Annotated in this window: 24 protein-coding genes and 1 pseudogene; 13 read left to right on the plus strand and 12 right to left on the minus strand. The window is 68.6% G+C overall.

Features of this window, described 5'->3' with window-relative positions; genetic code table 11:
- Window positions 1-979 (minus strand): annotated as a pseudogene (locus ABZZ22_RS18900) (hypothetical protein); the annotation flags it as partial.
- 188 nt (window positions 980-1,167) lie between these two features.
- A complete protein-coding gene (locus tag ABZZ22_RS18905; RefSeq protein WP_354934138.1) occupies window positions 1,168-2,478 on the minus strand; it encodes a DNA polymerase IV in 1,311 nt (436 codons plus the stop codon).
- 136 nt (window positions 2,479-2,614) lie between these two features.
- On the opposite strand from ABZZ22_RS18905, the gene ABZZ22_RS18910 reads away from it, so the two are divergent.
- A complete protein-coding gene (locus ABZZ22_RS18910) occupies window positions 2,615-3,553 on the plus strand; it encodes a DUF4192 domain-containing protein (RefSeq protein WP_354934141.1) in 939 nt (312 codons plus the stop codon).
- Here ABZZ22_RS18910 and ABZZ22_RS18915 read toward each other — a convergent pair.
- Window positions 3,550-4,014 (minus strand): hypothetical protein, encoded by a 465-nt coding sequence (locus ABZZ22_RS18915; RefSeq protein WP_354934144.1) that lies wholly within the window; start codon window positions 4,012-4,014, stop codon window positions 3,550-3,552. The genes ABZZ22_RS18910 and ABZZ22_RS18915 overlap by 4 nt on opposite strands.
- An 84-nt stretch (window positions 4,015-4,098) precedes the next feature.
- On the opposite strand from ABZZ22_RS18915, the gene ABZZ22_RS18920 reads away from it, so the two are divergent.
- The 3 genes from ABZZ22_RS18920 to ABZZ22_RS18930 all read left to right on the plus strand — a co-directional run bounded on the left by ABZZ22_RS18920 (window position 4,099) and on the right by ABZZ22_RS18930 (window position 8,489).
- Window positions 4,099-4,677 carry an HhH-GPD-type base excision DNA repair protein gene (locus ABZZ22_RS18920; RefSeq protein ID WP_354934147.1) on the plus strand — a complete coding sequence of 193 codons (579 nt, stop codon included), beginning with the start codon at window positions 4,099-4,101 and terminating at the stop codon, window positions 4,675-4,677.
- A gap of 327 nt (window positions 4,678-5,004) precedes the next feature.
- Window positions 5,005-6,381: an RNA polymerase sigma factor gene (locus tag ABZZ22_RS18925; RefSeq protein ID WP_354934260.1), complete on the plus strand. Its 1,377-nt coding sequence runs from the start codon at window positions 5,005-5,007 to the stop codon at window positions 6,379-6,381.
- A 137-nt stretch (window positions 6,382-6,518) separates the two neighbouring features.
- Window positions 6,519-8,489, plus strand: coding sequence for a peptidoglycan recognition family protein (locus tag ABZZ22_RS18930; RefSeq protein WP_354934150.1), 1,971 nt, complete (start codon window positions 6,519-6,521; stop codon window positions 8,487-8,489).
- 35 nt (window positions 8,490-8,524) lie between these two features.
- On the opposite strand, the gene ABZZ22_RS18935 is transcribed toward ABZZ22_RS18930, so the two are convergent.
- Window positions 8,525-9,010: a DUF456 domain-containing protein gene (locus ABZZ22_RS18935; RefSeq protein ID WP_354934153.1), complete on the minus strand. Its 486-nt coding sequence runs from the start codon at window positions 9,008-9,010 to the stop codon at window positions 8,525-8,527.
- Window positions 9,011-9,098: 88 nt separating this feature from the next.
- Window positions 9,099-9,305: a hypothetical protein gene (locus tag ABZZ22_RS18940; protein WP_179657270.1), complete on the minus strand. Its 207-nt coding sequence runs from the start codon at window positions 9,303-9,305 to the stop codon at window positions 9,099-9,101.
- Between the two features lie 480 nt (window positions 9,306-9,785).
- Here ABZZ22_RS18940 and ABZZ22_RS18945 point away from each other — a divergent pair, with 480 nt between their 5' ends.
- From ABZZ22_RS18945 to ABZZ22_RS18960, 4 genes are all read left to right on the plus strand, one after another.
- Window positions 9,786-11,780, plus strand: coding sequence for a DNA topoisomerase IV subunit B (locus ABZZ22_RS18945; RefSeq protein ID WP_354934156.1), 1,995 nt, complete (start codon window positions 9,786-9,788; stop codon window positions 11,778-11,780).
- Window positions 11,781-11,796: 16 nt separating this feature from the next.
- Window positions 11,797-12,207 carry a hypothetical protein gene (locus ABZZ22_RS18950; protein WP_354934158.1) on the plus strand — a complete coding sequence of 137 codons (411 nt, stop codon included), beginning with the start codon at window positions 11,797-11,799 and terminating at the stop codon, window positions 12,205-12,207.
- A 92-nt stretch (window positions 12,208-12,299) separates the two neighbouring features.
- Window positions 12,300-12,428, plus strand: coding sequence for a hypothetical protein (locus ABZZ22_RS18955; RefSeq protein WP_354934161.1), 129 nt, complete (start codon window positions 12,300-12,302; stop codon window positions 12,426-12,428).
- Between the two features lie 35 nt (window positions 12,429-12,463).
- Entirely contained in the window at window positions 12,464-12,916 is a 453-nt protein-coding gene (locus tag ABZZ22_RS18960; protein ID WP_354934263.1) for a PaaI family thioesterase, read from the plus strand.
- Window positions 12,917-12,973: 57 nt separating this feature from the next.
- On the opposite strand, the gene tuf is transcribed toward ABZZ22_RS18960, so the two are convergent.
- The 5 genes from tuf to ABZZ22_RS18985 form a co-directional block, all read right to left on the minus strand.
- A complete protein-coding gene (gene tuf, locus ABZZ22_RS18965; protein ID WP_354934164.1) occupies window positions 12,974-14,161 on the minus strand; it encodes an elongation factor Tu in 1,188 nt (395 codons plus the stop codon).
- 390 nt (window positions 14,162-14,551) lie between these two features.
- Window positions 14,552-16,831 carry an FdhF/YdeP family oxidoreductase gene (locus ABZZ22_RS18970; RefSeq protein ID WP_354934167.1) on the minus strand — a complete coding sequence of 760 codons (2,280 nt, stop codon included), beginning with the start codon at window positions 16,829-16,831 and terminating at the stop codon, window positions 14,552-14,554.
- Window positions 16,832-16,840: 9 nt separating this feature from the next.
- The gene (locus tag ABZZ22_RS18975; protein WP_354934170.1) at window positions 16,841-19,453 is read right to left on the minus strand and encodes an FtsX-like permease family protein; all 2,613 of its coding nucleotides are present in this window, start codon (window positions 19,451-19,453) and stop codon (window positions 16,841-16,843) included.
- An 85-nt stretch (window positions 19,454-19,538) separates the two neighbouring features.
- Window positions 19,539-20,339: an ABC transporter ATP-binding protein gene (locus ABZZ22_RS18980; protein ID WP_354934173.1), complete on the minus strand. Its 801-nt coding sequence runs from the start codon at window positions 20,337-20,339 to the stop codon at window positions 19,539-19,541.
- Between the two features lie 48 nt (window positions 20,340-20,387).
- Window positions 20,388-20,885: a carbonic anhydrase gene (locus ABZZ22_RS18985; RefSeq protein ID WP_354934176.1), complete on the minus strand. Its 498-nt coding sequence runs from the start codon at window positions 20,883-20,885 to the stop codon at window positions 20,388-20,390.
- A 141-nt stretch (window positions 20,886-21,026) separates the two neighbouring features.
- On the opposite strand from ABZZ22_RS18985, the gene ABZZ22_RS18990 reads away from it, so the two are divergent.
- Window positions 21,027-23,048 (plus strand): M3 family metallopeptidase, encoded by a 2,022-nt coding sequence (locus tag ABZZ22_RS18990; RefSeq protein ID WP_354934179.1) that lies wholly within the window; start codon window positions 21,027-21,029, stop codon window positions 23,046-23,048.
- Window positions 23,049-23,066: 18 nt separating this feature from the next.
- Here the strand turns inward: ABZZ22_RS18990 and ABZZ22_RS18995 are convergent, their stop codons facing one another.
- A complete protein-coding gene (locus ABZZ22_RS18995; protein ID WP_354934182.1) occupies window positions 23,067-23,264 on the minus strand; it encodes a hypothetical protein in 198 nt (65 codons plus the stop codon).
- 65 nt (window positions 23,265-23,329) lie between these two features.
- Window positions 23,330-23,905, minus strand: coding sequence for a hemerythrin domain-containing protein (locus ABZZ22_RS19000; RefSeq protein WP_354934185.1), 576 nt, complete (start codon window positions 23,903-23,905; stop codon window positions 23,330-23,332).
- A gap of 107 nt (window positions 23,906-24,012) precedes the next feature.
- Here ABZZ22_RS19000 and ABZZ22_RS19005 point away from each other — a divergent pair, with 107 nt between their 5' ends.
- From ABZZ22_RS19005 to ABZZ22_RS19020, 4 genes are all read left to right on the plus strand, one after another.
- Window positions 24,013-24,684 (plus strand): response regulator transcription factor, encoded by a 672-nt coding sequence (locus ABZZ22_RS19005; protein WP_354934188.1) that lies wholly within the window; start codon window positions 24,013-24,015, stop codon window positions 24,682-24,684.
- Window positions 24,685-24,872: 188 nt separating this feature from the next.
- A complete protein-coding gene (locus ABZZ22_RS19010) occupies window positions 24,873-25,409 on the plus strand; it encodes a sigma-70 family RNA polymerase sigma factor (protein ID WP_354934191.1) in 537 nt (178 codons plus the stop codon).
- A 29-nt stretch (window positions 25,410-25,438) separates the two neighbouring features.
- A complete protein-coding gene (locus tag ABZZ22_RS19015) occupies window positions 25,439-25,582 on the plus strand; it encodes a hypothetical protein (RefSeq protein WP_354934194.1) in 144 nt (47 codons plus the stop codon).
- A 1-nt stretch (window position 25,583) separates the two neighbouring features.
- On the plus strand, window positions 25,584-25,910 hold the full coding sequence (locus ABZZ22_RS19020; protein ID WP_354934197.1) for a plasmid stabilization protein: 327 nt from the start codon (window positions 25,584-25,586) through the stop codon (window positions 25,908-25,910).
- Window positions 25,911-25,973: the final 63 nt, after the last annotated feature.

Below are 25,973 nucleotides of genomic sequence, written 5' to 3' on the forward strand. Positions count from 1 at the left end.
TCCACTCGTGGGCGTGCGCGTGTGCTGCAGGAGGCGCTCGACGGGTCGCTCGTCGGTGGGCTCGGCGACCCTGCGGTGGGAGAGGCTCGTTGACGAACAGGCGCGCCAGGCTCCAGGCCGCGAGCCCGAAGCCGAGGAACACCAGGGGCACCAGCAGCCAGCCGACGACGGCCATCCACGCGGGAGCGCAGTCCTCGCTCAGGCCGAGGAGCCCGGTCGCCGCGGTCCCGGCGATGCCGGTCAGGCTGGCGCCGACGGCGACCCCGACCGCGGCGACGATCACGGTCATCGACCGTCTGCGCAGCTCGTCGTCGCCGGCGTCGGTCGCGGCCAGGCCGCGGGGGCGGCGTACGACGGCGGCGGCTGCGGCCAGGGCGGTCAGCAGGACGATGCCGAGCATGATCGCCAGCGGGACCGCGTAGTACGAACCCGGGTAGGGGCCGCGCGCCTGGGCGAAGGCCTCCGTCTGGCACCCGATGGCCCGCATGCCGCCCAGGGAGCCGTCCTCCTGCGCGGTGAGCGTGCCCAGGAAGAGCGTCGCGACGAGCAGGGCGAGGCCGATCCCGACCGCGTACGACGACCCTCCGGGGAGGTAGCCGGTCAGCGATCTCGGTTGCAGCGACGCCGTTCGGGGGCCGCTCGGCCGCGGAGCGCGGGCGATGGTCTCGCCTGCGGCCACGCCGAGGAGTACGCCGAGGCCGAACCCGGCAGGGGCGATCATCGTGCCGACTCCGTAGTCGGGCACCAGCAGCGCCACGAGGTCGCCCGGCGTCCCGAACGTGGCGGGGTCCGCCAAGACGGCAGCGATGAGCAGGCCCAGCGCGATGCCGAGCAGCCGGAGCTGCCACACCCGTCTCCACTCTTTGGCGGGCGTGATCTTGCTGCTGCGGCTCTTGGTGGCCAGGGCGAAGCACCCCATCACGACCAGGAGCACCACGACAACGACGAGCGCCAGCTCGATCAGTCCGATGCCGAACACGGGGGCCTCCTTCAGGCTATTTGTTCCAAGCATTCGATACAAAGCTCTTTGTGTCAACCGGGTGATACAAACTGGCGTTTCTAGCACCCGGCGCTATCGCACACATCGGTCAGCGGCCGCGATACCGCACAGGCCGGCCGGGACGGCGAAGCACGGAGCAGCAACGCACGGAGCAGGGGAGCGGCGCCTCAGGACTCGGTGAAGGGCTGCAGGTCGGGGTCATCGACGGCGTAGGACCTCACCGGACCGGCGGGAGTCTCGGCGGTCTCGAAGCGCACGGTCACGACACCCCGCCCCGAGCCCCACACCCAGCCTCGACCCATCTCCGCGTGGACGACGTCCATCCCGGCCGCCCAGGTCGGCCGTCGTGCCGGCTCGGGCAGCGGCAGGTCCGGCTCGGTGTCCTCGTCGGTGTCGTCGCCGAAGAGGTCCTCCTGGATCCAGTCTGCGAGACCGGAGACGCCCACCCCGAGAAGGCGTACGCCGCCGGCCGTCTCGCCGGCGGTGAACAGCTCGCCGAGCAGGGCCCTGGCCAGGCGGGCGATGGCGCCGGCCTGGTCGGTCGGCCCGGGCAAGGTCGCCGAGCGGTTGATCGTGGTGAAGTCGTAGAGCCTGACCTTGATCGTGATCGTGCGGCCCGAGAGACCGTTCTTCTTCAGCCGCGCGGCGACCTCGGTGGCCTGTCGGGTGAGGATCTGCTCCATCAGCGGCCGGTCGGTCAGGTCGGTGTCGTAGGTGCCCTCCACGCTGACCGACTTCGCCTCACGCTCGGGCTCGACCCGACGGTCGTCCTGGGCCCTGGCCAGCTGGTGGAGGTTGGTGCCGTGGGACCTGCCCACCAGGCGTACGAGCTCCTCGACGCTGACCCGCTCCAGGTCGGCCACCGTGTGGATGCCCGCGCGGCGCAGGCGCTCGGTGGTGGCAGGGCCGACGCCGGGGATCACCTTGACGTTCATCGGGCGGAGCAGGTCGAGCTCGGTGCCGGGCGCCACCACGACAAGCCCGTCGGGCTTGTCGAGGTCGCTGGCGATCTTGGCGATGAACTTCGAGCTGGCCAGACCGACGCTCGCGCTCAGGCCGCCGGTGACCTCGGCGACCTCGGCACGGATCCGGGCAGCGGTCTCGGTCACGGTGTCGACCTCCAGGTCAGGGAGGTCGGCGGCGGCGAGATCGACGAAGGCCTCGTCGAGGGAGAGCGGCTCGACCAGCGGCGACAGCTCGCGCAGGATCCCGAAGACCTGCTCGCTGACCAACTTATAGGCATGGAAGCGCGGGTAGAGGAAGGCGGCGTGTCCGCACAGCGCGCGGGCCTCCCGCGTCGACATCGCCGAGCGGACCCCGAAGACCCTGGCCTCGTAGGAGGCCGTGCTGACCACGCCGCGTCCGCTGATGCCGCCCACGATCACCGGTTTGCCGCGCAGGGACGGCTTGTCGCGCTGCTCGACGGAGGCATAGAACGCGTCGAGGTCGAGGTGCATCACCGACGCGTGCGCTCTCATGGTGGCAACCTATCGGGGGACGGGGACAATCTCTCCTGCGCCAGTTACCGTCCACAGGTGCGATTGGGGCCGGGGTTGTCCACAGGCGCGCCAATTGGCCACGAAATTGTCGGTGGGTCGCGGGGAGTGTGTCCGTATGACCACGAAACTCTCCATCGCCCGCCCCGAGGATGTCTTGGCGGCAGTCCCTGTCCTGCTCGGGTTCCAGCCCGAGAAGTCGATCGTCATGCTGACGTTCGGCGGTGTCCACCAGGTCCACGGCCGGATCGATCTGCCGCCTCCCGACGAGGTCGAGGTCTGTCTCGACAGTCTGCTCCTGCCGGCGGTCCGCCATCAGGTACGCGGCGTCCTGCTCGTCCTCTACGACAGCGGTCCGCGCTTCGGTGCGAAGCTCGCTCGCCGTCTGGCCGAGAGGCTCGCCGAGAGCGACATCGACCTGATGGGCTGCCTGCGGGTCCAGGGTGAGCGGTGGTTCGACCCGCTCGGGTTCCATGACGTCCCCGCCGACGGCGTGCCCTTCGATGTCGATGTGCACCCGATCCTCGCCCAGGCGGTCTACGACGGCCACCTGGTGCGCCGCTCCCGCACCGAGCTGGCAGCCTCCATCGCCGCTGTCCCCGCAGCCGTCGCCGAGACCGAAGCGGCGCTGGGCGAGGCCCCGCCGATGAAGCTCTACGAGGTCGGCCGCCTGGTCGACGACGCGGTCGCCGGGACGGTGCTGTCCGCCGGCCAGGTCGCCTCGCTGCTGCTTGCGCTGCGCGACCCGCAGGGACGCGATGCTGCCTGGGGTGGGATGACCCGCGATGAGGCCAAGGCCCACGTGCGTCTGTGGACCGACGTCGTACGTCGCAGCCCCGAGGTCCACGTCGCCCACCCCGCGGCGGTGCTGGCCTTTGCGGCCTGGCTGGGCGGCGACGGCGCGCTCGCCTGGTGCGCTCTCGACCGCTGCTTCGCGAGCGAGCGTCACCACGGCCTCGGGGTGCTGGTCGCGCAGATGCTCGACGGGGCGGTTGCGCCGGCGGCGTGGGAGGAGGCGCTCGGTTCCTCGGACCTTCCGGCCTGGGGCCCGCCCTAGTCGTTGCGGTAGCGCAGTCGCTTCCACCGGCGGGCCAGCCCCGAGCGCGGATCGACCCACGCGTTCCGGGTCACGACGACGTATGTCAGGGGTGCCTTGATCTCGCGGAACGCCTGCCGGGCGGCGGCGAGCCAGCGGAGGTCGACGTCCTCGACCTCCAGGTCACCGGCGCGGGTCAGCCACACGATCGGGTCGGGTACACCCACCCTGCGCCGCATGCTGTGGATGATGTCGGCACGAAGCCACTGATCCGTGGGCTCGTCCTCACGATGGGCGTGAACGACTTCCTTGCCGCCCGGGATGCCGAGATGCACGAGCGCGAGGAACGAGCGTCGGTGCTCGCTGGCGGTGTGGTCGAGCACCGCGCGTCTCAGGCGGTTCTCGAGCACCGGCGAGAGCGGCTCGTGCAGTCCTTCGACGCTCGTCTCGGACACGGCGGACACGACAGAGGTGGAGGCCATGGACCCAGAGTGCAACGGATGCCCGATCGGCGCGACCCGCTATCCACAGGCATGACCTCATGATGTGTTGCCGGATGAGGCAAGATGGCTCTCATGCCTTCGCTCAACATCACCGGCGACGAGGCCGCTGACAAGCTGCTGTCCGAGGATCCGTTCGCGCTGTTGCTGGGCATGGCCCTCGATCAGCAGTATCGGATGGAGGATGCGTTCAAGGGAGGTCACAAGCTGGTGACCCGCCTGGGCCATCTGGATCCTGCCAAGATCGCCGAGATGGATCCCGACGAGTTCAAGACGGTCGCCTCGACCCCGCCGGCGATCCACCGGTTCCCCGGCTCGATGTCGGCGAAGGTGCAGGGGATCGCGACCATCGTCACCAACGAGTACGGCGGCGATGTCACCCGGCTGTGGGCCGAGGCCGGCAGCGGCAAGGACCTGCTCAAGCGGGTCCAGGCGCTTCCGGGGTTCGGGAAGCAGAAGGCGCAGATCTTCGTCTCGCTGCTGGCCAAGCAGCTGGGAGTGCGACCGGAGGGCTGGGAGGAGGCCGTCGGCGACTACTCGCTGGATGGTTACCGTTCTGTGGCTGACGTCGTCGACGTTGAGTCGTTGCAGAAGGTGCGTGACTACAAACAGCAGAAGAAGGCCGCAGCCAAAGCATCCGAATGAGTCACTGGCGGAAACGCGCCCCGGATGGGGACTGTTCACCATCACCGTGGCAGAATGAATCTGCGGCTCTTGACGACCCCGGGCCCTGCCGCGCCCAAACTGAGTTTTTGATAAGTCTCGACCAAGTTCGACGGAGAGGTGTTCGTGTCCTCGAACGCGCGCAAGATACCCGCTGAGGTACTCGCCCACCCTGCCGTGAAGGCACTGATCGACCAGGCCAAGCCGACTGGACGGGTGAGCCCAGACCAGGTCCGCCAGGCCAGCGAGGACGCCGCGGTCGAGCCCAGGCATCTCAAGGCGCTGCTCGGCCACCTGAGCACGCTCGGCATCTCGGTGGACCTCGGCACCGCGGTGACCAGCCGTGCCGCGGCGGCGACGACCTCGACCCGCAAGACGACCACGGCCAAGGCGCCGGCGAAGAAGGCCGCCGCCAAGAAGGCCGAGGCCGAGAAGCCGGCCAAGAAGGCCGCGGCGAAGAAGGCCGACGCGCCTGAGCCCAAGAAGACCACCGAGATCGATGAGGACGGCGAGGAGATCATCCTCGAGGATGTCGAGGTCGACGTCGACGACATCGTCGTCGACGACTCGGAGACCGAGACGGACGCCCCGGTCGTCGTCCCGGTCGGCCCCGACGGCAAGAAGGTGCTGCCCGACATCCCCGACGAGCAGTTCGAGAAGGACGTCGTCGCCGATCCGACGATCAAGGAGGACGAGAAGGAGGCTTCGAAGCAGAGCTTCGTCGTCTCGACCTCCGACGACACCGACGAACCCGAGCAGACCGTCATGGTCGCCGGCGCGACCGCCGACCCGGTCAAGGACTACCTCAAGCAGATCGGCAAGGTCCCGCTGCTCAACGCCGAGATGGAGGTCGAGCTCGCCAAGCGGATCGAGGCCGGCCTCTTCGCGGAGGAGAAGCTCGGCAAGGGCGGCAAGATCACCCCGAAGATCCTCGACGAGCTCGAGTGGATTGCCGAGGACGGCAAGCGCGCCAAGAACCACCTCCTCGAGGCCAACCTGCGTCTGGTCGTCTCGCTGGCCAAGCGCTACACCGGCCGCGGCATGCTCTTCCTCGACCTGATCCAGGAGGGCAACCTCGGTCTGATCCGTGCGGTCGAGAAGTTCGACTACACCAAGGGCTACAAGTTCTCGACCTACGCGACGTGGTGGATCCGTCAGGCCATCACCCGTGCGATGGCCGACCAGGCCCGCACGATCCGTATCCCGGTGCACATGGTCGAGGTCATCAACAAGCTGGCTCGTGTCCAGCGTCAGATGCTCCAGGACCTGGGCCGCGAGCCCACCCCGGAGGAGCTCGCCAAGGAGCTCGACATGACCCCCGAGAAGGTCATCGAGGTCCAGAAGTACGGTCGCGAGCCGATCTCGCTGCACACCCCGCTGGGTGAGGACGGCGACTCCGAGTTCGGCGACCTGATCGAGGACTCCGAGGCGATCGTCCCGGCCGACGCGGTCTCGTTCACGCTGCTCCAGGAGCAGCTGCACGCGGTCCTCGACACGCTCTCCGAGCGCGAGGCAGGCGTGGTGAGCATGCGCTTCGGCCTGACCGACGGCCAGCCGAAGACTTTAGACGAGATCGGCAAGGTCTACGGGGTCACCCGCGAGCGCATCCGTCAGATCGAGTCCAAGACGATGTCGAAGCTGCGACACCCGTCGCGTTCGCAAGTGTTGCGTGACTATCTCGACTGAACCCCGTTAGTCACACCGAACGCCTTCCCGGATATCTGGGAGGGCGTTCGCCATTTCCGCAGACTCGTCCGTAACAACTGCGGACTCCGCTAGGTTGCACGCGTCAGATTTCCTGTCCTGGGAGGTTTCTCGTGCCTATGCGTCTCTCACGTCCACGCCGGCCAGCGCTGGTCGCGGCCGGAGCACTGATCGCAGGCTTGTTCGCTGCGGTGCCGATCACCGCGGTGGCGTCGGCCTCCGAACCCGACTGGAACGCCTGTCGGGAAGGCTCCACCGACCGGCAGGCCGTCTTCGACCGCGCAGCCGAGACCAGCGGGGTGCCCGCCGAGGTGCTGCTGGCGGTCTCCTACATGGAGTCGCGCTGGGACGCTCATGGAGAGGCGCCGAGCACATCTGGCGGGTACGGGCCGATGCACCTCACCGACCTGCCCGCGCTGGCGGAGCACACCGAGGCCCACCCCGACCCGCTCGGGAAGGGTGACGGCTCCCACCAGGAGCGCACCCTGCCCCAGCGCGAGGAGGCGATCAGGCTGGGTGAGGTCGAGACGCTGCGTACGGCCAACGACATCACCGGGATCCCGGTCGCCGACCTGCGCGAGGACGCGGTCGCCAACATCTGCGGCGGCGCCGCGGTGCTGGCCGACTACCAGGAGGCCGCCGGCGGGGCCGACACTCTGGCCGACTGGAGCGCCGCGGTCGGTCGCTACAGCGGAGCCGCCGAGGAGGCGACCGCGCTCCAGTTCGCTCGCCAGGTCTTCGCGACCCTGAGCGCGGGGGAGTCGCGTACGACCAACGACGGTCATCGGGTCACCTTGGCCGCCAAGCCGGTCACGGTCAGCAAGGAGGCGATCGGACGGCTCGAGCTCGCCGACTCCTCGACAGGCTCGACCGGCGCGGAGCCGGAGTGTCCGACGACGCTCGGCTGCGAGTCGCTGCCGGCGCCGTACGCGCAGACCGGTGACACGATCGGCGACTACGGCAACCACGACCTCGGCAACCGGCCCGAGGAAGGCTCGATCGACTACATCATCATCCACGACACCGAGACCTCCTACAACGGCACCGTGAGACTGGTCCAGGACCCGACCTACCTCGGCTGGCACTACACGCTGCGCTCGGTCGACGGCCACGTCGCCCACCACATCCCGGGCAAGAACATCGGCTGGCACGCCGGAAACTGGTACGTCAACAGCCACTCGATCGGGCTCGAGCACGAGGGCTACGCGGCCAACGGTGCGTGGTACACCGAGGCGATGTACCAGACCTCGGCCTCCCTGGTCGGCTACCTGGCCGCCAAGTACGACGTCCCGCTGGACCGGGCCCACATCATCGGCCATGACCAGATCCAGGGCGTCGCGCCGGCCAATGTCGCCGGCATGCACTGGGACCCGGGCCCCTACTGGGACTGGAGCCACTACTTCGACCTGCTCCGCTCGCCGATCAAGCCCGACCGGCACTCGCGCAGCCAGATCTGGACGGTCGACCCGGACTTCGACACCAATACCGGCAACGCGATGACCGGCTGCACGGGGGCAGGCGTCCCGTGCCCGAGCGACCGGGGCACCAACTTCGTCAACGTCTACTCCGAGCCGTCCACCGCGGCCCCGTTGCTGCCGGACACCGTCGTCGGCGGCTCCGCCAGGGTGTCCAACTGGGGCCCTCGCCTCGCTGCCGGGCAGAAGGTCGTCGTCAATGACCGGACCCGCCCGGACTGGTGGGGGATCTGGTTCGGCGGCAAGCAGGGGTGGATCCAGAACCCGGACGCCGTACTCCTGCCCTCCGACGGCAAGGTCGTGACCCCGAAGGCCGGCGTCGCCGCCAAGATCTACGGCACCGCCTACCCCACGAAGGCCAGTGACTACCCCGCAGGAGTGACGCCGCGGACGATCGCGCCGCTGCAGTACACCATCCCCGCAGGTCAGAAGTACGTCCTGGCCGACGCCGACGTCCCGACGGACTACTACAAGGCGAACAACTTCAACTGCGCCACGGTCAACGGTGTCCCCGACTGCATCGTGATCAGCGGCGACACGACCTACTACCAGATCTGGTTCAACCACCGGATCGCCTACGTCATGGCCGACGACGTGACCGTCACCGACGGCTGATTCGACCCGGCAGAACTACGGATTCGGCGGGGAGGTCAGGTGAGGAACAGGCCGACGACCCAGGTGATGGTGGCGAGGGTGGCGGCGAGGGCGTCGATCAGGATGAACAGGCCGACGGCCTTCAGGGCGGTCCAGGTGGAGGCCCAGGCGTCGCCCGCGTTGCCGCCGTGGCGGCGTAGCTCGGCGAGGAAGACGCCGATGGGGAAGCCCACGAAGACGCCGACGACCGGGATCACGAAGAAGCCGATGATGGCGAGGATCCCGCCGACGATCTGGGTGGACAGCGGCATCCCGGAGTCCTTGAGGTGCTTGCCGGGGATGGCGTACTTGGTGATCAGCCCGATGGCGATGAAGGCGGCGGCGATGCCGAAGACCACCCATCCGGTGGACTCTCCCAGCCAGATGGCCCAGCCGAGGATGGCGGCGGCGACGAGCAGCGCACCCCCTGGCAGGACAGGGACGATGATGCCGGCGATGCCGAAGGCGATGACCAGCGCGACGAGAACTTCGACAAGACTCACGGAGCGAACCCTAGCGCCGTGATCGGGCGAGGTACGCCGAAGGCCCGGACCATGGTGGTCCGGGCCTTCGCAGGAGTTGGTGGGCGGGTCAGCTCTTCTCGGTGAGCTTGTGGGTCTCGTCGATGATGGAGCTCGCGATCTCCTTGAGCTTCTCACCGTGCTCGCGGGCGTGATGAGCGCAGAACAGGAGTTCGCCGCCGGAGTGGAGCTCCGCGCGTACGTAGGCCTGCGCTCCGCACCGGTCGCAACGGTCCTCGGACGTGAGCGGCGAGCTGGTGGCAACGGCAGTGGTCACATCGGCCTCATTTCTGAATCATGGTTGCGCCGGGATAACGTACGTGAGCCTTGGAAGATTCCCTAGGTCGCTAGCGTCTCTTCGCGGACTCTTACCGCCGTCGCACCTCTAATCCTTGCAGTTGTCGCTCCAAGTCGGGGATCCGGGTCGGAACCTACCCCGCGGGACATCGCTGTCCGTGAGAGACATTCTTACCTGTCGACCGACCATTTCGTGCATCGAAACCCGCAAGTTCCGCGTAACGGACCGATCACGACGTAGATGTGCCGCTCGACGGCGCACCGGCCTGTTGCCGCGTGCCTGCGTGAGAGCCGGGCGTGTCGCACGGTAGATTTCATCTGAGAACCCCCCCACGCAGCTGCACCGAGAAACAGCGCAGTAACGCAGTACAGCCAGGAGCCGATCATCTCTGACAACACCTACAACGCCGCGCACCTCCTCGTCCTCGAGGGCCTGGAGGCGGTTCGCAAGCGTCCCGGTATGTACATCGGCTCGACGGATACCCGCGGCCTCATGCACTGCCTGTGGGAGATCATCGACAACGGCGTCGACGAGGCGCTGGCCGGCTACGCCAACCACGTCGAGGTCACGATGCATCCCGACGGCTCCGTGGAGGTCTACGACGACGGCCGCGGCATCCCGACCGACAAGGAGCCCCGCACGGGCCTCCCCGGCGTCGAGGTGGTCGCGACCAAGCTGCACGCTGGCGGAAAGTTCGGTGGCGGCTCCTACAACGCCACCGGCGGTCTGCACGGTGTCGGTCTCTCGGTCGTCAACGCGCTCTCCAGCCGGATGGACATCGACGTGGACCGCTCGCCGGCCCAGCAGGGCCTGTCGTTCCGCCGCGGCGTACCAGGCATCTTTGACGGCGACGGTCCGACCGCCGGCTTCACGCCGCAGAGCGGCCTGACCCGCAAGGGCAAGCGGGTCGCGAAGGGCAAGACCGGCACCCGGATCCGGTTCTGGCCGGACAAGCAGATCTTCACCAAGGACGCGCGCTTCGAGCTCGAGGGGCTGCTCGGTCGCGCCCGCCAGACCAGCTTCATCGTTCCCGGCCTGGAGCTGGTCATCCGTGACCTGTCCGGCTCCGGCAACGAGGGCCCGCTCGAGGAGAAGTTCCGTCACGACGGCGGCATCGCCGAGTTCGTTGACTTCCTGGCCAAGGACGAGCCGGTCAGCGGCGTACTTCGCCTGCAGGGATCGGACACCTTCACCGAGACCGTGCCGATGCTCGACGACGCCGGCCACATGACCCCGCAGGACGTCGAGCGCGAGCTCGGCGTCGACATCGCGGTGCGGTGGGGCAGCGGCTACGACACCGAGATCCGCTCCTTCGTCAACGTGATCGCCACCCCGAAGGGCGGCACCCACGTCAGCGGCTTCGAGAATGCGATGACTAAGACGTTCAACGACGCCATGCGCGCCGCCAAGGTGCTCAAGGTCAACGACAAGGACATCGTCAAGGAGGACGTCCTCGAGGGGCTGACCTCGGTGGTGACGGTGCGCCTGGCCGAGCCGCAGTTCGAGGGGCAGACCAAGGAGATCCTCGGCACCCCGGCCGCGCGCAGCGTGGTGCGCAAGGTCGTGGCCGCGGAGATGAAGAAGTTCCTCGTCGACTCGCGGGGCGCGCAGAAGCAGCAGGCCAAGCTGGTGATGGAGAAGGTCTACTCCGCCTCCAAGACCCGCCTCTCGCTGCGTCAGCAGAAGGAGAACCAGCGGCGCAAGAACGCGCTGGAGTCCTCCGCGCTGCCCTCCAAGCTGGCCGACTGCCGCACCACCGACGACCGCGCGGAGCTGTTCATCGTCGAGGGTGACTCCGCGCTCGGCACCGCCAAGGTGGCCCGCAACTCCGAGTTCCAGGCGCTGCTGCCGATCCGCGGCAAGATCCTCAACGTCCAGAAGGCCTCGGTCGGCGACATGCTGAAGAACGCCGAGTGCTCCTCGATCATCCAGGTGGTCGGGACCGGCACCGGTCGCGGCTTCGACCTGGACGCGGCGCGCTACGGCAAGATCATCTTCATGGCCGACGCCGACTCCGACGGCGCCCACATCCGTACGCTGCTGGCGACCCTGTTCTTCAAGTACATGCCCGAGCTGATCGCGGCGGGCAAGGTCTACACCGCGGTCCCGCCGCTGCACCGGATCGAGATCTCCAACCCCAAGAAGGGGATGGACAAGTACATCTACACCTACTCCGACCAGGAGCTGCAGCGGAAGCTCGCCGAGCTGAAGAAGAAGAACGTCTCCTGGAAGGACCCGGTGCAGCGCTACAAGGGCCTTGGTGAGATGGACGCCGACCAGCTGGCCGAGACCACGATGGATCCGCGCCACCGTACGCTTCGCCGGCTGACGCTGGACGACGCCGACGCGGCCGCGGCGGTCTTCGACCTGCTGATGGGCTCTGAGGTGGCACCACGCAAGGAGTTCATCGTCGCCGGGGGCGGTCAGCTCTCCGAGACCGACCTCGACTTCTAGGACCGGGACAGCACCGATGGACCAGAAGGCAGTCCGGACCGCGGCGACCAAGGCGTTCAAAGCCGGCGGCATGCCGCTGCGCAAGGGCCATCACCGGCTCGGTGACCCCAAGCGCGACGACATCGTCTGGTACATCGACCTGCGCGCCCAGGGGGCCGGGCCGAGCGCGCCGCTGCGCTTCGAGATCGGGTGCTGGGTCGCCGCCTTGAACCACCCGGAGCCCGAGGGTGGCCCGGTCGACTGCCCGCTGCTGCTTGACCGCCCGGTCGCCTCGACCACCCCGGCCGAGATGGGGGAGGAGGTCGGCGAGCTCGTCGGTCTCGTCGGCGACCTGGACTCGGTCACCGCCCTACGCGAAGCGCTGGCGGAGGGAGCGCTGGGGCGGCCGTTGGTCGACCAGTCGCTGCGTACGCTGTTGGGCGAGTAGAGCCTCGAGCGGCTAGTCCCCGGCCAGCAGGGCGAACAGGTCGCGGCGCTCGCGGGGGGTCGAACCGCGGGGTCCCGCTGGCCCGGCCGTTGATGGGTGAGTTCGGAGTCGCGCTGATGACCTCGGTGCGCGGCTCCTCCAACGCCAAGGCCAAGCGCGAGCTCGGCTGGAAGCCTTCGTACGCCAGCTGGCGAGAGGGCTTCAAGACCGGGATCGGCTGACCGGTCGGGAGGATGGTTATGGTGGCGCGGTGAAGATGATGGCGTTGCAGGACGAGTGGTGGCCGACGATGACCTGCTTCGGGTGCGGGCCGGCCAACGCCGAGGGACTCCGGCTGAAGAGCTATCCGCAGCTGGACGGGAGCGTGACCGCGACCTTCCAGCCGTGGCCGCAGCACGACAACGGCGGCGGGTTCCTCAACGGAGGGGTCATCGCGACCCTGCTCGACTGCCACAGCGCCGCCGCGGTGCACCAGGAGGCCTTCCTCAACGGCTGGATGCCCGCCGAGGGGGAGTCGCTGGCCTATGTCACGGCCGGGCTCGACGTACGCTACCGGCGGCCGGCTCCGCTCAAGGAGCCGGTCACGCTGGTCGCCTCCACCAAGGACGCCGGCGAGGACCAGATCACCGCGCTGGTCAGGCTGGAGTGGGAGGGGAAGGTCCGCGCCGAGGGCGAGGCGCTGTGGAAGCGGTGGCGTCCGCGCAGCTGAGAGAAGAGGAACGGCCCTCACCAGGTGAGGGCCGTCCCCGTCGTCAGTCGAGCAGCTCTAGTCGAGCAGCTCGGTCACGGTGCCGGCGGCGACGGTGTGACCGCCTTCGCGGACCGCGAAGCCAAGGCCGACGTTCATCGCGATCGGCTTCTCCAGCTCCACGCCGAGCTCGATCGTGTCGCCGGGCATCACCAGGGCGATCTCACCCAGGTCGATCCCGCCGGGCACGTCCGTGGTCCGCAAGTAGAACTGCGGCCGGTAGTCCGCGGCGAACGGAGTGTGCCGACCGCCCTCGGCGGTGGACAGCGCGTGCAGGTTCGCCCGGAACCTCCGGTGCGGACGTACGCTGCCCGGCAGAGCCACGACCTGGCCACGACGGACCTCGTCGCGCTTGACGCCACGCAGCAGCACGGCCGCGTTGTCGCCCGCGTCAGCGGACTCCAGCGACTTGCCGAACGTCTCCATGCCGATCGCCGTGCTGGTGATCGTCGGGCCGAGACCCACGATCTCGACCGCGTCGCCGACCTTCAGCGACCCGCGCTCGACAGCACCGGTGACCACCGTGCCGCGGCCGGTGATGGTGACGACGTTCTCGATCGGCATCAGGAACGGCTCACCGAGAGCACGGTCCGGCACCGCCACGTAGTCGTCGACCGCGTCCAGCAGGTCGCCGATCGCGACGGTCCACTCCGGGTCGCCCTCCAGCGCCTTCAGCCCGGAGACCCGCACGACAGGCACGTCGTCGCCCGGGAACCCGTACTCGGAGAGGAGGTCACGGACCTCCAGCTCGACCAGGTCGAGCAGCTCCGGGTCGTCGACCATGTCGGCCTTGTTGAGCGCGACGACCAGGTACGGCACCCCCACCCGGCGCGCGAGCAGCACGTGCTCGCGCGTCTGCGGCATGGCGCCGTCCTGCGCGGAGACGACCAGGATCGCGGCGTCCACCTGGGCGGCGCCGGTGATCATGTTCTTCACGTAGTCGGCGTGCCCGGGCATGTCGACGTGCGCGTAGTGGCGGGTCGCGGTCTCGTACTCGACGTGGGAGATGTTGATCGTGATCCCGCGCTGCAGCTCCTCCGGGGCACGGTCGATGCCGTCGAAGGCGATGAAGCGGTTCACGCTCGGGTCGCGCTCCGCGAGCACCTTGGTGATGGCGGCGGTCAGCGTCGTCTTGCCGTGGTCGACGTGACCCATCGTCCCGATGTTGAGGTGCGGCTTGGTCCGCACGAACTGGCTCTTGGCCATGAGAGTTCCTAGGTGTGTCAGAAGATTTCGGGGTGAGCCAGGACCCTCCGGCAAGCCCTCACAGCGCTGTCACCGCGATGAGGGGGCCGGTGCGGGCCACCCTCCTCCGCGGGTCCTGCAGATGAGGAGGAGGGTCAGCTTTCGGCGCCGGTGCAATCGACTGACGGTGCCCACGTGGGAGCGCCCGTCAGGCCGATGCCTGACAGGTTGATCTCGGAAACCACGCGGAACATGCGCATCACGATAGGCATCAACACCGACCCCGGCAACGTAATTCCCGTGCGCCGAGTCGGCGCAAACCGACGTGATCCATCGCCGAGTCGGCTCGTCATGACGCGCCGACTCGACGAGGATTGTGGTCAGGATGAGCCGACTCGGCCGGGTTTCAGGTCAGGATGAGCCGACTCGGCGAGGGTCGAGTCGCACGACGACGGACTTCGAGGTCGGGGTGCGGCTGCCGTCGGCGTAGGAGTCGAGCGGGATGAGGACGTTCGTCTCCGGGAAGTACGCCGCGGCGGAGCCTCGAGGGGTGGCGTAGGCGACGACGCGGAAGCCTTCGGCGCGGCGCTCGCCGTCGGTCCAGACCGAGACGATGTCGACGGTGTCGCCGTCGGCGATGCCGAGCTCGAGGAGATCCTCGGCGTTGACGAAGACGACGTGACGCCCGCCCTTGATGCCGCGGTAGCGGTCGTCGTAGCCGTAGACGGTGGTGTTGAACTGGTCGTGGGAGCGCAGCGTCTGAAGCAGCAGGTGTCCGGGGGGAGCGGAGATCGCGGTCAGCGGGTTGGCGGTGACACGGGCCCGCCCGGTCGCGGTGTCGAAGGTGCGGGAGTCGCGCGGACCGTTGGGCAGGGCGAAGCCGCCGGGCGCCTTCAACCGGTTCTCGAAGTCCTCGAAGCCAGGGATCACCGCGGAGATGTGCTGACGGATCCTGGAGTAGTCGCTGCCCAGCGCGGTCCAGTCGACGCCCTCGGACGAGCCGAACATGGCCTCGCCGATGGCGCAGATGATGCCGACCTCGCTGCGCAGCTCCTTCGAGCCGGGCAGCAGCCGGCCGTAGGAGGCGTGGACCATGCCCATCGAGTCCTCGACGGTGACGAACTGCTCACGGCCGCCGGTCTCGTCGCGCTCGGTGCGTCCCAGGCAGGGCAGGATCAGACCCTCGCGGCCGTGGTGGAGGTGGCTGCGGTTGAGCTTGGTGGAGATCTGGACGGTGAGCCCGACGTTGGCCAGCGCCGCGGTGGTGACGGCGGTGTCGGGGGTCGCCGCGGCGAAGTTGCCGCCCAAGGCGACGAAGACGTCGACGGCGCCGTCGCGCATCGCCTCGATCGCGGCGACCACGTCGAAGCCCTCGTCCCGTGGCGGCGTGATGCCGAACTCGTCGCGGACGGCGTCGAGGAACCACGCCGGCGGCTTTTCCCAGATCCCCATCGTGCGGTCGCCCTGCACGTTGGAGTGGCCCCGAACCGGGCAGGCACCCGCGCCGGGCTTGCCGATGTTGCCGCGCAGCAGCAGGAACGAGGCGATCTCGCGGATCGTGGCGACCGAGTTCTTGTGCTGGGTCAGGCCCATCGCCCAGCAGACGATGATGCGCTCGCGAGTCTCGATCAGGTCGGTCAGCGACTCGATCTCCTGGCGGGAGATGCCGCTGAGCCGGGTGATCTCATCCCACTCCATCGCAGCCCACGCCTGCGCCGCGACCTCGAACCCGTCGGTGTGCTCCTCGATGAACGGGTGCGCGATGGCGTCGCGCTCGACGAGCAGCTTGTTGATCCCGGCGAACAGCGCCAGATCGCCGTTGACCTGCACAGGCACGTGGACGTCGGCGAGCTTGGTGCCGACACCGGAGATGCCACGTACGCTCTGCGGGTTGCGGAACCGCCCCAGCCCGGCCTCGAGGAGCGGGTTGACCGAGACGACCTTGGCGCCGTTCTCCTTGGCGGACTCGAGGGCGGTCAGCATTCGCGGGTGGTTGGTGCCGGGGTTCTGGCCAACGATGAAGATCAGGTCGGAGTGCTCAGCGAGGTCGTCGTAGGTGACCGTGCCCTTGCCGATGCCGATGACCTCGCCGAGCGCTGTGCCACTGGACTCGTGGCACATGTTGGAGCAGTCGGGCAGGTTGTTGGTGCCGAGCTGACGCGCGAGCAGCTGATAGGCGAACGCGGCCTCGTTGGACGCCCGCCCAGAGGTGTAGAAGACCGAGCGGTCCGGCGCGGACGCGCGCATCCGGTCGGCGATCAGCGAGATCGCCTCGGACCAGGTGACGGGGGAGTAGTGGGCGTCGCCCGGGGCGATGTACATCGGCTCGGTCAGCCGGCCCTGGGCTTCCAGCCAGTGGTCGTCGCGCTCGGCGAGCGACGCGATCGAGTTGGCCGCGAAGAAGGAGCGGTCGACCCGCTTGCGGGTGGCCTCCCACGCGACCGCCTTGGCACCGTTCTCGCAGAACTCGGCCGCCTTGCGGTGGTCGGGGTCCGGCCAGGCACACGAGGGACAGTCGAAGCCGCCGACCTGGTTGACCTTGAGCAGGGTCTGCAGGCTGCGCTTGGGGCCCATCTCGCGCAGTGCGTACTCCATCGAGTGGGCCACTCCTGAGATCCCGACCGCGGCCGTTTCCGGCGGGCTGACGCGGAGGGTCGGCTCGGGCAGGTCACTGGGGCGTTCGGTGCTCACCCCAGCAGGCTACTCCGTGGCGATGGCCTCGAGGACGTCTTGCCTTCCCGCGCGGATCGCCGGGACGAGAGCGGCCAGGACACCGACGGCCACGGCGACCGCCAAGAACACAGCCAGCTGGTCGAGCGGCACCCACAGGCTGGTGAGGTCCTCGCGCAGCGCGTCGCGCAGCAGCACCCCGAAGAGCACCCCGAGGGCGAGCCCGAGGACCGCGCCGAGCACCGCGATCGTCACCGACTCCAGGGTGATCATCCGGCGCAGCTGCCCGCGGGAGAGCCCGATGGCGCGCAGCAGCCCGATCTCACGCGTGCGTTCGATGACGCTGAGTCCGAGGGTGTTGACGATGCCGATCACGGCGATCACGATCGCCAGGGCGAGCAGGCCGTAGATCATGTAGAGCAGCTGGTTGACCTGCCCCTTGATCGACTCGGCGAACTCCTCCTTGTCCTGCACCGTGACCACCGGCCGGTCGGCGACGAGCTCGTCGAGGCGCTCGTGGACAACGGCCGGGTCGGCGCCCCGCGCGAGCAGGATGCTGAGGGAGGCGTCCTCGCGCGGCACCTTCGCCTCGACGAGGTCCTCGATGCGCACGGTGATGTCTCCGGTGACCTGGGTCTCGGCGATGATCCCGCGGATCTGCGGCTGCAGCTGGCGGCCGCTGCGGAAGGTGAGGTCGATACGGTCGCCGAGCTGCCACTTGTGCTCCGTCGCGGTCTCCTCGGTGACCAGCACCTGACCGGGCTTGACGTCGTTGCTGCCCTCGAGGACGTCCAGGTCGTAGATCCGCGACATGTGCTCGTCGACACCGAAGAGGAACGCGGGCTCGTTCTTCTTCGGGTTCTCCAGGTCGAGCTCGCCGAGGACTGCCTGGGCCACCTGGGCACGGGAGACGGTGGCGACGCCCTCCACCTTCTCCATCTCGTCGCCGATCGAGGCCGGGAACGGGGTGAAGGTCGGGCTCTGCACGATCAGGTCGGGCTTGAACTCCTCCTCGACGACGTCGCTGATGGAGGCGTTCATCGAGGCGGCGAGCACCCCGATCAGGGAGACGAGCGCGAGCCCGATCATCAGCGCGGAGGCGGTGGCGCCGGTGCGCCGTGGGTCGCGCATCGCGTTCTGGCCGGCCAGCTTGCCGGTCATCCCGAAGGCCAGCCCGGACAGCGTACGCAGCGCCGCCAGCACCGGACGGCCCAGGAACGCGCTGATCCAGGCGACCGAGAGGATCGAGACACCGGCCCCGACGCCGACCCACAGCGCCGGGCTCGTGGGCACCTCGAAGCCGCCGGGGAGGCTGATCCCGGGGATCCCGATCCGTGGCATCGCCGCAAGCCCGAGGCCGACGGCCAGCAGAACGAGCCCCGCCGACGTACGCAGGGCGGTGGATCTGGCGGGCGGCTGGGTGTCCTCGCGCATGGCCGCCACCGGCGGGACCTTCGCAGCCCGGCGAGAGGGGAGCAGGGCGGCGGCGAGCGTGACGAGGACGCCCACGGCGTAGGAGATCCAGATGGTGCGCGGGGTGAGGACGAGGACGTCGGAGGCGATCTCCAGCCCGGCCTGGCGGAAGGCGGCGGCCAGGCCGTGGGCGAGCCCCCAGCCGGCGAGGACGCCGATGGTGGCCGCGATCAGCGACATCACCAGCGCCTCGAAGAGCACCGAGGCGGTGACCTGGCGACGCGAGGCACCCAAGGCGCGCAGCAGCGCCAGCTGACGCGAGCGCTGGGCGATCAGGATCGAGAACGTGTTGACGATGATGAAGGCACCGACGATCACCGCGATCACCGCGAAGACGATCAGGAAGACCGAGATCACGTCGAGGAAGTCGCCGATGGCGTCCTCGGACTCCGCGACCACCTTGTCGCCGGTGACGGCCTCGAAGCCCTCCGGGACGACCGTGTTCGCCGCCTCGACGAGCTCCTTCTGGCTGACGCCGGGGGCTGCGGTCAGAGAGACGGCGGCGTAGACGTCCTTCCCTTCGGTGAACAGGTTCTGGGCGCCTGCCGTGCTGAAGACGAGCAGCTGGGCGCCGGCGGTGCCGCCGCCGTTGAAGGCAGCGGTGCCAGTGAGGGTGACCTTGCGCCGGGTCTCGCCCTGGGGTGCGATGAGGGTGACCGAGTCGCCCACTCGGTAGCCGGCCTTCTCCGCGGTCGCTCCGTCGAGGACGAGCTCCTTCTCGGTTGTCGGCCAGCTTCCTTCCTCGAGCTCGAGCATCGGCTCGCCGAGCAGGTTGCGGGAGCCGGTGTGGTTGAACGCCAGGGTCGGCGCTCCGGAGCTGCTGACCAGCTTGTCCTCGGTGTCGAGCACGTAGAGCCCGGAGCCCTGGACGACTCCGTCGGCGCGGGCGACCTCCGGCAGCGTACGCAGCCTCTCGATGGCCTCCGGCTTCAGCATCGCCTCGCTGCCGCCGCCAGGACGGGCGGCCGACTCTGCGGCGCTGGCGCTGCTGGCCGGGCGCACCTGAGCGTCGGGAGTGGAGCCGCTGATGATCCCGGAGAAGGTGCGGTCCAGCCCGTGGGAGAAGGTGAGTACGCCGGCCAGGAACGCCACACCCAGCACGATCGCGAGGGTCGACATGAGCAGGCGCACCTTGTGGGCGGCGAGGTTGCGCAGCGTCAGCCGGAGCACGCCGCCACCTCCGTTGCGCAAGCACCAGGATACGGACGTGGCGGCGTGCCGATGGTTTGGTTCACTCGCTGACGCTCGTTCACCCTCAAGCGCCCTCGCCGATCGGTGCCAGCCCCATCGCCCGCGATTGCAGGTCGGCCATGTGGGCCAGGATCTGCTCACGGCTCGGCTTGGCCAGCTCGTCGACGACGCGGCCGTCGGCGAGGAAGATCACCCGGTCGCAATAGGAGGCCGCGACCGGGTCGTGCGAGACCATGACGATGGTCTGGCCGAGATCGTCGACGCTGTGGCGCAGGAAGCCGAGCACCTGGGCGGCAGAGGTGGAGTCGAGGTTGCCGGTGGGCTCGTCGGCGAAGACGATGTCGGGCTTGGAGACCAGCGCCCGGGCGCAGGCGACCCGCTGCTGCTGCCCACCGGAGAGCTCGCTCGGCTTGTGGCCGAGCCGCGGTCGCAGGCCGACCGTGTCGATGACCTGGTCGAACCACCCCGGGTCCGGCTTCTTCCGCGCCAGGGAGAGCGGCAGCAGGATGTTCTCCTGCGCGGTCAACGTCGGCACCAGGTTGAACGCCTGGAAGACGAACCCGATCTTGTCGCGACGCAGCTCGGTGAGGCGGCGGTCGCGCAGCCGGCCGAGCTTGCGTCCGCCGACCACCACCTCGCCGGTCGTGGGCTTGTCGAGTGCGGCCAGGCAGTGCATCAGCGTCGACTTGCCCGAGCCCGAGGGGCCCATGATCGCGGTGAACTCCCCGGCGTAGAGATCCAGGCTCACGCCGTCGAGCGCACGCACCTCCGCAGCGTCCTTGCCGTAGGTCTTGTGCAGGTCGATCGCCTGGGCGGCGATCTCACGCGGCGCGGGGTCGTGCGGTGGCTGGTCGGTGAGGCTCACGCCCCAACTGTTGCTCATGTGTGGTTGAGGCGCACGTCTTTTCGAGGCTCAGATCTTCTGGTTGAGCAGCCCGGTGTCGACGTCGTAGATGAACCCGCCGACCTTGACGTCCTCAGGGACGAACGGGTGCGAGCGGACCTTGGCGACGTCCTCGGCGAGCGCGCGGGCCTGGTCGTCGACGACGACGGTCAGGTCGAGCCAGGACGCGTCCTGGCCGGCAGACTCGGCGATCTTGGCACGTAGCGCGGCCTCGGTGTTGGAGGCGACGGCACAGCGGGTGTGGGGCACGATCAGGATGCGCTTGACGTTGAGGAGGTGCACGCCGAGCACCAGGGCCTCCATCGCCTGCGGGGTTACCCGGCCACCGGGGTTACGGAAGATCTTGGCGTCGCCCAGGCCCAGTCCCAGCATGGCGAGCGGCTCGATACGAGAGTCCATGCAGGTCACGATCGCGACACCGGCATGGGCGACACCGTCGAAGCCACCGTCGTCGAAGGTCTCGGCGTAGGTCTGATTCGCGGCTAGCAGGTCATCGAAGTCGGACATGGCGCCAACCTAGCCGATATCGCGGAGACGACCTCGCGCTGTGTCAGATAGCGTGCGCGGCATGAGTGAGCGCCAGCGAACGACAATCAGCCGAATGCCGCCAGTTGCGTATTCTCCGCACTCCTCAACGGAGCTGGCGGCATGATCGACGCCCTACTCGAGCCCAGCGACCTGCCCCACCGACTGCCCCGCTTCGCGGACATCTCGATCGACGACTACGGCCCGGCGATCGAGCAGGGGATGGCCGAGCAGCTGGTGGCGCTGGCCGCGATCACCTCGTCCACCGACGAGCCGACCTTCGAGAACACCCTGGTCGCCCTGGAGCGGTCCGGCGAGCGGCTGGACCGGGTCCTGCGGGTCTTCTTCTCGCTGCTCTCCGCGGACTCCGACGACGACCTCGACGAGCTCAACGCTGCGTACGCTCCTCGGCTGGCGGCCCACCACGACGCGATGCTCCTCGACGACGCGCTCTTCGCCCGGGTGAACGCGGTCCATGAGAAGCGGGCCGAGTTGGAGGGTGAGGACCGCTATCTGGTCGAGCGCTATCACCGCGACTTCGTGCTCGCGGGTGCCGCGTTGGGTCCCGCGGAGAAGGCGCGGCTTCGCGAGCTCAACCAGGAGATCTCCGGGCTGGAGGCGGCGTTCGGGCAGGCCGCGCAGGCCGACTCCAACGACCTCGCCGTGGTCGTCGACACCGTCGAGGAGCTCGCCGGGCTGACCCCGGGAGAGATCTCGGCGGCTGCGGCGGCAGCCGAAGGCCGAGGGCTGGCGGGCAAGTTCCTGATCACGCTGACCCTGTTCACCGCCCACCCCTACCTGTCCGTGCTGGAGAACCGGGAGCTGCGGCAGCGGCTGTTCGAGGCGCAGCTCGCGCGCGGCTCCCGCGGCAACGCCAACGACACCCGCGCCATCGCGCTCGACGCGCTGCGGCTGCGGGCCGAGAAGGCCCGGCTGCTCGGGTTCGACAACTACGCGGGCCTGGTGACGGCCGACAACACGGCCGGTACGCCGAAGGCTGTCCGCGACATGCTGGAGCGGCTCGCCGCCCCGGCTGCCCGCAATGCCCGGGCTGAGCAGGCCGCCCTGGAGGCGTCGGCAGGCGGGAAGATCGAAGCCTGGGACTGGCCCTACCACGCGGAGAAGGTCAGGACCACGGAGTACGACGTCGACCTGGCCGTGCTGCGGCCGTGGTTCGAGGCGGACCGGGTGCTGCGCGACGGTGTCTTCTTCGCCGCCGGCCGGCTCTACGGGCTGACCTTCGAGGAGCGGCCCGACCTGCAGGGCTACCACCCCGAGGTACGTATCTTCGAGGTCGCCCGCGACGGGGAGCCGATCGGGCTCTACCTGCTCGACCTCTACACCCGCGATTCGAAGAAGGGCGGTGCCTGGATGAACTCCTACGTCACCGCCAACACGCTGCTGGGCGAGCCGTCCGCGATCGTGACCAACAACCTCAACGTGCCCAAGCCGGCGCCGGGGGAGCCGACCCTGCTGACCTTCGACCAGGTCAACACCCTCTTCCACGAGTTCGGCCATGCGCTCCACGGGTTGCTCGCCCGGGCCATCTACCCGCGGTTCGCGGCGACGTCGGTCTACCGCGACTTCGTCGAGTACCCGTCCCAGGTCAACGAGATGTGGATGCTCTGGCCCGAGGTGCTGGCCAACTACGCGGTCCATCACGAGACCGGTGAGCCGATCCCGGCCGACGTCCTCGGCAAGCTCGAGGCGTCCGCCACGTTCAACGAGGGTTTCGCGACCTCGGAGTATCTCGCCGCCGCGCTCATCGACCTGGCCTGGCACGAGCTGGCCCCGGACGAGGTGCCGACCTCGCCGGAGGCGGTGGAGGAGTTCGAGGCGGCCGCGCTCTCGGCTGTCGGCCTGGACAACCCGGCGGTGCGCTCGCGCTACTACACGGCGTACTTCAAGCACATCTTCGGCGGCTACGCCTCGGCCTACTACTCCTACATCTGGTCCGAGGTCCTCGACGCCGACACGGTCGCGTGGTTCAAGGAGAACGGCGGCCTGACCCGGGAGAACGGCGAGACGTACGTCCGCTACGTGATCGGCATCGGTGGCACCGGGGATCCCCTGGAGTCCTACGCAAAGTGGCGGGGGAGGCCGGCCCCGATCGCTCCGCTGCTGGAGCGTCGGGGCCTGGCCTGAGGTCAGCGGTCGCTGGGTTCAGCTGTCGCGCGGGTCCTCCGGGCCCGCCCAGCTGGACGGCGGATCGCTGGCGGGGAACGTCTCCTCCGCGGTCTCGTCCCGGGGATCGCGCTCCTCGCCCTCCTCTTCGACCCGTTCCGGGGTGGGGAAGGGGATCGGGGCCTCCGTGCTCTCGTCAGCGCCGGTCACGGGGTCCTTGGTTTCCTTCTCGACCATGGTTCTGCTCCCATCTGAAGGCTTCGATGATGTCGTCGGTGCCGCTCAGCATCCACTGTGCCACTTCAGGTGCGGCTCAGCGCGTCCCTGACGCGGTCCACGACGGAGTGGAACGGCATCGCGGCCAGCTGCTTGGGCACGGAGCCGGCAGTGCCTGGGTGGGGACGGGTCGGCGCGACCCGCTCGGTCGCCGAGAGCCGTTTGCCCATCGCCTGGCGGGCGGTCTCGTCGAGCTCACTGAGAAGCATTGGGAACTCGACCCGCTCCTCCTCCTCGGCGTGCTGCTCAACCGCGATCTGGAAGATCGGGAAGGTCGCGTCGAACTCGGGGCTGTCGACGCCGACCTCCTCGAGCTGGGCCAGCATCTCCGTGGCCTCCTTCTCGTCGGCGACGAGCGCCTTGGTGAGCGTCTCGCCGCCATGGACCGAGGCGACCGGATGGACGACGAACTCCTCGGCGGTCTCGTGCACTGCGAGCAGGACACGGAGGTCGTCGAACGCCTGACGCTTGGCCTGGCCGGTCGAGCTCCCCACCGTGGCGCAGAGCTGCCGGATGCCGGCGTGCTGCTGCAGCAGGATCCGGACCACGTCCCCCTCAGGAAGTTCCGAGGCCTTCTTGAGGACTTCGGTGACATGGGACATGTTCGCTCCTGTCTCGGGTTCTGTACGGACATCAGGCCTGGTACCCACGGCGTGTTCGACCCATACACCTGTCCAAGTGACCGTGGGTCTGAGAAGGTTCAGATGTGATGAAGACGGGGATTGTGCGGGTAGCGGTGGTCAGCCCGCAGGAAGTTGTGATGCGGGGGCTCACCACCATGCTCGCGGACTATCCGGACCACTTGGTGGTGACGGCGCTTCCGGCCGTGCGCACCAAGGCACCGGGAGTCGACGTGATCCTCTACGACACCCTCGGGCTGCACCTGACCGACGGCTCGGATCTTCAGTTCCTGTTGAGCGAGACCGACGCCCAGGTCTTGATCTTCAGCCGTGACATGCGCCCCGATCTGCGCGCCAAAGCCTACTCGCTGGGCGCGAAGGCGTGGGTCTCGATGAGCGTGCACGCCGGTGAGCTCGTACGCACCATCGAGCTCGCCGCGGCCGGCGAGCCGATCGGGGAGCACGAGGACAGGCTGGCCACGGTCGCTGGGCTCACCACTCGCGAGGTCGAGGTGCTCGCCCTGATCACTCAAGGGCTGTCGAACAAGGACATCGCCGACAAGCTCGTCGTGAGCGCCAACACGCTCAAGAGCCACATCCGACAGGCCTACCGGAAGATCGACGTGACGACCCGCAGCCAGGCGGTCAGCTGGGCGATCACTCATGGGTTTGCACCGTCCGATGCCGATTCATCGGAGTCGGGTGCATCGGTGGGGGCGCGGATGGTTACCGGAGACCTATCGGTGGAGCAGCCTGGGTGACGCTCTCCGTGCCCAAGCGCCGGAGAGATGACACCACGTCCCGCCGCCGATGGCCGTGGCCCCGGCACGGACTCGGGGTCGCGGTGCTAACCCTCAGGGGTGGGTGGCCGTGGGGGCAACCCCACCCCTGAGGGCCAAATTCTTCGCGGACCTGGGGATGCGAAGGGTCTACGGCGCAGACTCGGATCATGGACACGACGCAGGCATCACCGCTTCCGGCTCCGGCTCGGCAAGACGCCTCGCTGCCGGACGATCTGGTCGTACGCCACCTCCCGGTGGCCCGTTCCCTCGCCGCCCGCTACGCCGGCCGCGGCGTCGAGGTCGAGGACCTTCGCCAAGCCGCACGAGTCGGACTCGTGAAGGCCGCTCGCCGCTACGACCCCGAGCAAGGGGCGTTCTTGAGCTATGCCGTGCCGATGGCCACCGGCGAGATCCGCCATTGCTTCCGCGAGCAGGCCCGCTGCGTACGTCCTGGCGGTGAGGACGACGAGCTGCTCGAGCAGATGGGGGAGTCCGACCCCGGTTTCGAGCGTGCGGAGGCGCGAGTCATCGTCGAGCAGGCGATGGGCTATCTCGACGAGACCGACCGGACGATCCTGCAGCTGCGGTTCGTGGACGGCCTGAGCCAGGCCGAGATCGGCGAACGCCTCGGCGCCACCCAGGCCCAGATCTCCCGCGCACTGGCTCGGATCGTCCGCCGGATGCGTGTCGTCCTTTCCGCGTAGCCGAGGCCACCGATGGGTACCGGAAGACCATGAGCACCCAAGTGATCGTCTTCAGTTTGATCGGCGTGATGGTCGTCCTGGTCGCCGTCGCCGCTTGGCTCTACGACGCCAGGCGGAACAAGCGCGTCGCCGATGACGACCAGCGCGTCGAACAGCCGAGAAGGAGGAGCTGAGATGCCGCAACGTGCCTGGAGCAAGAAGCGAGAGCGACAGTACGAGCACATCAAGGAAGGTGCGCTCGACAGTGGCAAGAGCGAGGACACTGCCGAGGAGATCGCCGCTCGCACGGTGAACAAGGAGCGTGCCCGCAAGGGTGAGTCCCGCGAGAGCAGCCGCACCTCGACCGAGGACATCTCCTCGAGCCGCCGCGGTGGCTTACGCAGCCACCGCGGCTCGGGCGGGCGGACCAAGGCCCAGCTGTACGAAGAGGCCAAGAAGAAGAACGTCGAGGGACGTTCGAAGATGAACAAGGCCGAGCTCGAGAAGGCCGTGGGTCGCTGACCGGTGTCTTGTCCGCGTCAACGCGATAAGCGCGATAGAGGGTCTCGTTCGTCGAGACCCTCT

Source organism: Nocardioides sp. NPDC006273, assembly GCF_040613495.1.
GTDB lineage: Bacteria > Actinomycetota > Actinomycetes > Propionibacteriales > Nocardioidaceae > Nocardioides.